The sequence below is a fragment of the Streptomyces sp. NPDC044571 genome, assembly GCF_040647115.1.
Lineage (GTDB): Bacteria > Actinomycetota > Actinomycetes > Streptomycetales > Streptomycetaceae > Streptomyces.
Map to the genome: position 1 here is coordinate 24,591 of NZ_JBEZBN010000068.1, position 6,097 is coordinate 30,687.

6 protein-coding genes and 1 pseudogene are annotated in these 6,097 nt (G+C 70.7%); 3 read left to right on the plus strand and 4 right to left on the minus strand.

The window, feature by feature from the left end:
* Nucleotides 1-64 precede the first annotated feature (64 nt).
* The 3 genes from AB0B01_RS27150 to AB0B01_RS27160 form a co-directional block, all read right to left on the minus strand.
* The gene (locus AB0B01_RS27150; protein ID WP_361724330.1) at nucleotides 65-1,702 is read right to left on the minus strand and encodes a cytochrome P450; all 1,638 of its coding nucleotides are present in this window, start codon (nucleotides 1,700-1,702) and stop codon (nucleotides 65-67) included.
* 299 nt (nucleotides 1,703-2,001) lie between these two features.
* Entirely contained in the window at nucleotides 2,002-2,628 is a 627-nt protein-coding gene (locus AB0B01_RS27155; protein ID WP_361724333.1) for a CBS domain-containing protein, read from the minus strand.
* 61 nt (nucleotides 2,629-2,689) lie between these two features.
* Nucleotides 2,690-3,448, minus strand: a complete 759-nt coding sequence (locus tag AB0B01_RS27160; RefSeq protein WP_361724336.1) for a 3-hydroxybutyrate dehydrogenase — start codon at nucleotides 3,446-3,448, stop codon at nucleotides 2,690-2,692.
* Between the two features lie 181 nt (nucleotides 3,449-3,629).
* On the opposite strand from AB0B01_RS27160, the gene AB0B01_RS27165 reads away from it, so the two are divergent.
* The 3 genes from AB0B01_RS27165 (at nucleotide 3,630) to AB0B01_RS27175 (ending at nucleotide 5,962) form a co-directional block, all read left to right on the plus strand.
* The gene (locus AB0B01_RS27165) at nucleotides 3,630-4,808 is read left to right on the plus strand and encodes a sensor histidine kinase (RefSeq protein ID WP_361724339.1); all 1,179 of its coding nucleotides are present in this window, start codon (nucleotides 3,630-3,632) and stop codon (nucleotides 4,806-4,808) included.
* The gene (locus tag AB0B01_RS27170) at nucleotides 4,805-5,470 is read left to right on the plus strand and encodes a response regulator transcription factor (protein WP_361724342.1); all 666 of its coding nucleotides are present in this window, start codon (nucleotides 4,805-4,807) and stop codon (nucleotides 5,468-5,470) included. Before AB0B01_RS27165 ends, AB0B01_RS27170 begins: the two co-directional genes overlap by 4 nt.
* Before the next feature lie 192 nt (nucleotides 5,471-5,662).
* Nucleotides 5,663-5,962 carry an SHOCT domain-containing protein gene (locus AB0B01_RS27175; RefSeq protein ID WP_361724345.1) on the plus strand — a complete coding sequence of 100 codons (300 nt, stop codon included), beginning with the start codon at nucleotides 5,663-5,665 and terminating at the stop codon, nucleotides 5,960-5,962.
* A 21-nt stretch (nucleotides 5,963-5,983) separates the two neighbouring features.
* On the opposite strand, the pseudogene AB0B01_RS27180 reads toward AB0B01_RS27175, so the two are convergent.
* Nucleotides 5,984-6,097, minus strand: a pseudogene (locus AB0B01_RS27180) (laccase); the annotation flags it as partial.

The following is a 6,097-nucleotide window of genomic DNA, read 5'->3' on the forward strand; positions in this document are numbered from 1 at the left end:
CGCGGCGGAGTCATCGATTGCCCAGCCTCGTCCTCGAAGACGATCCAGGCCCCGCGCCAGGGCATCACTCAATAAAGTTCAGAAGCGGCTGGAGTCTCACGGGAATGCATGAAGGAGCAACGGCAACTTTCGCAGTGAGGGTCATGTCTGCGTCGTCGACCGGTTCCACAGAAAATGCTCTGAGAATGTGGGACAAGAGAGCAATGCAGAGTTGTTCTGCAGCCTGACTGCCGATGCAATGGCGGGGACCGGCGCCGAACGGCAAGAAGTCTGCCAAGCTGGCCCCCTCCTCGAACCTGCTCGGATCGAATCGGAGCGGGTCATCGAATATTTCCGGGTTGACGCCGATCGCCGCTTTTGCCCAAAGGAGATTCGTTCCGGCTGGTACGAGGATCCCGCCCGCTTCGACATCGAGTCGATCTGAACGCTTGGAGCTGAACGGAACCGGGGGGTGAAGTCTCAGCGTCTCGTAGAACACCGCCCGCACCATCTCTGACGCCGCCTTGTTGTCACTGCGATCCCCGTCCCCTGTAGGAGTCCAGGAGTCCTGTACTTTGCGCTGAATTTCCGGATTGTGCGCTAGTTCGATGAGGGATTGGGTGATGGCGTACGTCATGGCGTCGGTACCGCCAAGTACGAGCGACATCAATTCTTCGATCTTCTGTCGCCGCTTCCAGCCACCTTCGTTCATTATTCGTTCGGCGACGGTTGCGCGATTTTCTCCGGTGCTCTTGGTGGCGAAAGGGCATCCTCGACTATCCGACATCGAACTCAGGGTTGAAGCCAGATATCTGTACGCGGATCGGGTTTGAACGGTGCGGTGCAGGAAGATGAAGCGGCGGAAGGGCGGATGGAAAGTGCGGTAGCCGATCTCTTCTTCGATCCGCCCGAGGCAATCCAGGTACCTGGGGAGATCGGGAAGACGCCAGGATGTCCCGAACAGTAGACGTCCCAGAGCGTTGGCGCTCCAGCTTTGCACTTCACGGAGGAGGGCCGTCGGGCTGTCGGGATTCCCTGCCCCGTTCGCTCCGTTCCTCTCGGTGAACTGAACGGCGAATGCGTCTGCTTCCTGCTTGAAATGGCCTAGTGCCTGCCTGTTGAGGAGGCCGCCGATCGAGCGTCGGTGGCTTTGGAGCTCTTCCCCGCCGGGCATCCCCATCATGCTGATGGGGAGAACGGTTCCATCTGCTTGCCGGTTGGAGTCGAAAGATCTTTGATGGAGGTTCTTGGATGCCGTATTGACGGAAACATAAGGGCGGGAACCCCACCCCAGGTGAATTCGGACGATCGGCCCGTATTCTTCGTGCAACCCCCGCAAGGCCAGATCCCGGTGCCCCTGACCGAACGCCAGAAGATCCGCCAGATTTCCCATGAAGAAGGCGGGCTTCGGGCCCGGTATGTGTTGCCGCGAGCAGAATTCTCGATGTCGTTTACGGTATGCGAGCACAAGAGTCGAGCCCGCCACTGCCGCGAGAGGCCCGAAGATCCAGGGCTGCAGATCGGCGACCGCCATCGATGCGGCAGCAACTGCGACGAGAACGAGCACTCCGGCCGCTGTGATGTAAATCGATTGATAGAGGCGAAGGAGGGCTCTGTCGGTTGGGCTTGACGCCCTGGATACTTTTGATCTTGTGTTCGACATGCCTGGCACCCTCTGTTCGGGGAGGGGGACGACACGTCGGGTCCGGGTGGTGGCGGTCATGGGGGAGGGCTCCTCAGGAGAGGTCGTGGAATTCGGTGGGGCGTTGGCCCGTCAGCCGTCTTTCGGCGTCAACCGATCACTCCATTGCGCCCCACCGACCGGCCTGCGGTCACGGCACGGAAACGCGGGACTTGACGAAGCAGCCCACTGTGCAATCGGCGCGGCGGGCGAAAAGCCGGCCGGCTCACTTCGTCGCTCTCGGCCTCCTGCGCCACGGGGCCCCCTCACCCTGGGGCCGTATGCCGAGCGCGGGGCGCCCTGGAGCGGCACTTCGCGGGCCGCCGGCTGCGGGACACCCCTTAGGTTGCGTCGGTCCCCTCGGTCGCGTCCGTCCCGTCGTCGTCCGCGTACGCCAGCCGGTCGACCACGTCCACCACCCCGTCGACGCTCTGGCACAGCCGCACCACGACGGGGACGAGGCTCGCCCGCGGGACGGTCCCGCTGAGCGTCACCAGGCCGTCGCGCACCTCGACCGTCAGGTCGGACGGCCGCAGCCGGAGGGTACGGGTGAGGACGTCCTCCAGGATCTCCTCCTGGATGGCACGGTCGCGGCGCAGGAACAGCTGGAGCAGGTCACTGCGGCTGAGCACTCCGATGACCCGGTTCTCCCGGTCCACCACCGGCAGCCGTTTGACCTGCTTCTGCCGCATCAGCCGCGCGGCGCGGACCACGCTCCACTCGGGGCGGGCGGTGATCGCGGGGCTGCTCATCAGGCCCTCCGCGGTCTCGGCGCCGCTGCCTTCGCCGTACCGGTGCAGCAGGTCGGCCTCGGAGACCACGCCCACGGGACGGCCGTCGTCGTCCAGGACCGGAACGGCCGTGATCCGGAACTCGCCGAGCAGCCGGGCGATCTCCTTGAAGGTGGTCCCCCGCTGCACGGTGACGGCGGTGGGCGTCATCATGTCCGCGACACTGCGATGCCTCATCGCGCCCTCCTCGGCTCGGGCATTCCAGACCCATGATGGCCGATTTGTCGCGGTCCGGCGGTCAGGCCGCGCCCCAGCCGCCGTCCAGCGGCAGGGAGGCACCCGTGAGGTAGTCGGCGTGGGGCCCGCACAGCCACACGGCGGCCGCCGCGACCTCCTCGGGCTCGATCAGGCGCTTGATCGCCGACCGCGTCAGCAGCACCTCCGAGAGCACGTCCTCGGCACTGATGCCGTGCGCGGCGGCCTGCTGCTCGATCTGTGCCTCGACCAGAGGCGTGCGGACATAGCCGGGGCAGATGCAGTTGCTCGTCACCCCGTACGGGGCGCCCTCGATCGCCGCGACCTTGCTCAGCCCCTCCAGGGCGTGCTTGGCCGCCACGTAGGCCGATTTGAAGGCGCTGGCGCGCAGGCCGTGCACGCTGGAGATGTTCACCACCCGGCCCCACCCGCCCGCGTACATGTGCGGCAGCACGTGGCGCAGCAGCAGGAACGGCGCGGTGACCATCACCTGCTGGATCCGCGCGAAACGCTCGACCGGGAACGTGGTGAGGGGGGCCACGTACTGCAGGCCCGCACTGTTGACCAGGATGTCCACCCCGGCCGGCAGCCCCCGGACGGCCGCCGGGTCGGCCAGGTCGGCCCCGTGGGCCCGTCCGCCGACGAGGGCGGCGACGGCCTCGGCCGACTCCACGTCGATGTCGACGACGTGCACGGTGGCGCCCGCCTCGGCCAGGGCGATCGCGCAGGCCCGGCCGATACCGCTGCCGCCGCCGGTCACCAGCGCCACGCGCTCCCGCAGGGAAGGAAGTTGGCTCGTCATGGCTCGAACACTAGGCAGGAGGGGCGCACCGGCCCATGGTGGCGGCCACCACTGTCGCGGGACGGCGCGTGGAGCCGTCCGCCATGGGTGCCACGCCGCGCCCCCCGTACTCCCGGGGGAGTACGGGGGGACGCCCCGTCCGGGGGACGACGGCGCGGGCCGCGCCGTCTAGCGTGGCCCCATGGCGGAGCGGCACGGGGGGCAGGACTCGGCGGGGCGGCTGCCGTGGCGGTCGGCGCTGCTCGTCGCCGTCTTCGCGCAGGCCGGCAGCGGGTGGGCGCAGCAGGTGCAGGCCGGCCGGGAGCCGCTGGGCGTGCTCGGGCGGCTCCTGCTCCTGCTCGGGCCCGCCCTGCTGGTCCTGCGCCACCGCCACCCCGTGCCGGTGCTGTACGGGGTCTGCGCGGTCACGCTGGCCTACCTCGCCGGCGGATACCCCTACGGCCCCGTCTTCGTCAGCGTCGCCCTCGCCGCCCTGGCCGCCGTCGTCGCCGGGCACCGCCACGCCGCCTGGGCGGCGGTGGGCGGGCTGTGGGCCGGGCACCTGCTGATCGGCCACTGGCTGTACCTCCGGCTCCCGCCCCCGGGCGACGGCCCGGCCCCCTGGGCGCCCGAGGGAGCCGTCACCGCTTGGGCGATCGCCGTGCTCGCCGCCTCCGAACTGGTCCGCGTACGCCGGGAGCAGTGGGCCCGGGACCGCGCCGAGCGGGCCGCGGCCGAGCGGCGCCGGGTGGACCAGGAGCGGCTGCGGATCGCCCGCGAGCTGCACGACGTACTGGCCCACAGCATCTCCGTCATCAACGTGCAGGCGGGCGTCGGCCTGGCCCTGCTCGACACGGACCCGGAGCAGGCCCGCACCGCGCTCACCACCATCAAGGCGGCCAGCAAGGAGGCGCTCGGCGAGGTCAGGCAGGTCCTGGACACCCTGCGCGCCCCCGGCGAGGCCCCCCGCACCCCCGCCCCGGGACTGGACCGGCTGCCCGAGCTGGTCGGGCAGGCGGCCTCGGCCGGGCTCACGGTCTCCGTGGAGGGCGAAGCCGAGGGCCGGGGGCTGCCGCCCGGTGCGGACCTCGCCGCCTTTCGGATCCTGCAGGAGGCCCTGACCAACGTGGTGCGCCACTCCGGTGCCCGGACGGCCCGTATCCGCATCGGCCGGCGGGCGGACGCGCTGGAGCTGTGCGTGGACGACGACGGACCCGCCACCGGCGGCGACGCCGGCGGCAGCGGCACCGGGCTGATCGGCATGCGCGAGCGCGCCGCGTCCCTGGGCGGCACCGTCGAGGCCGGACCCCGCCCGGACGGCGGGTTCCGTGTGCGGGCCCGGCTTCCGCTGCGGAGCCCGGCCCCGAGGGAGGACCGGTGATCCGCGTTCTGCTCGCCGACGACCAGCAGCTCGTACGGGCCGGCTTTCGGGCACTGCTCGACGCACAGCCGGACATCGAGGTGGCGGGGGAGGCGGCCGACGGCGCCGAAGCCGTGCGCCTGGCCCGCGAACTGCGCCCGGACGTCGCCCTGATGGACATCCGGATGCCGGTGCTCGACGGCTTGGCCGCCACCCGCACCATCACGGGAGACCAGGCGCTGGCCGGGGTCAAGGTGGTCATGCTCACCACCTTCGAGCTCGACGAGTACGTCTTCGAGGCGATCCGCTCCGGGGCCTCCGGGTTCCTGGTCAAGGACACCGAGCCGGAGGAACTGCTGCGCGCGGTGCGGGCGGTGGTCGGGGGCGACGCGCTGCTCTCGCCCGGGGTGACGCGCCGCCTGATCGCCGAGTTCGCCGCCCGCTCGAAGGCGCCCGCGGCAGCCGCGGAACTGGCCCGGCTGACCGAGCGGGAGCGCGAGGTGATGGCGCTGGTGGGACTGGGCCTGTCGAACGAGGAGATCGCCCGGCGCCTGGTGGTCAGCCCGCTGACGGCGAAGACGCACGTGAGCCGGACCATGGTCAAGCTGGGCGCCCGCGACCGGGCCCAGCTGGTGGTCCTGGCGTACGAGTCGGGCCTGGTCCGGCCCGGCTGGCTCGGCTGACTCCGGTCCCGGCCCGTAGGCGGCTCCGGCAGCGGCTACCGCAGGGACTCCGGCCCGGGCCCCGGCTACTCCACCGGTGGTACGCGCAGTGCCGTCGGCCGTACGACGCGCCGGGCACCCCCGCGGAGCCAGTCTCGGAGTGTCGCTGCACGACGGGCGACACGGCGAACACGTCCGAGGAGCTGAACCGAGATGAACACCCTGGCATACGACGGGCCCGGCCCGTGGATCCTCTTCTTCCCGCTGGTCTGGGCGGCCGTCGTCATCGGCGTCGTCACGCTCCTGCGCCGCACCGTGTGGCGCGGCGGTCGCGGCCCGCGCGGGCCGTGGGCGGCGACGGGCCGCTCGTACGGGGAGAACTCGCCGATCGCGATCATCGGCCGCCGCTTCGCCTCCGGCGAGATCGACGAGGACGAGTACTGGCGGCGGCTGTCCGTCCTGGACGAGCAGTTCGGCCGCACGTTCCCGGAGGGCAAGGGCGGCCCCGCCTGACCCCGCGCCGGGCGGAGGCGGCAGGCCCCGGCGCGGCCCGGCCACGGCGTCCACCGGCGGGATCTCGGCGTCGCTCCCCCAGGGACCGGACACCACCGCCACGTCCATGCCGTGGACCTGGTTCATCCAGACCAC

Bases quoted from the DNA above. Each gene is read 5' to 3' on its own strand.
- AB0B01_RS27175 (WP_361724345.1), top strand. From the start codon at position 5,663: ATGAACACCCTGGCATACGACGGGCCCGGCCCGTGGATCCTCTTCTTC.
- AB0B01_RS27165 (WP_361724339.1), top strand. From the start codon at position 3,630: ATGGCGGAGCGGCACGGGGGGCAGGACTCGGCGGGGCGGCTGCCGTGG.
- AB0B01_RS27155 (WP_361724333.1), bottom strand. From the start codon at position 2,628: ATGAGGCATCGCAGTGTCGCGGACATGATGACGCCCACCGCCGTCACC.
- AB0B01_RS27150 (WP_361724330.1), bottom strand. From the start codon at position 1,702: ATGACCGCCACCACCCGGACCCGACGTGTCGTCCCCCTCCCCGAACAG.
- AB0B01_RS27160 (WP_361724336.1), bottom strand. From the start codon at position 3,448: ATGACGAGCCAACTTCCTTCCCTGCGGGAGCGCGTGGCGCTGGTGACC.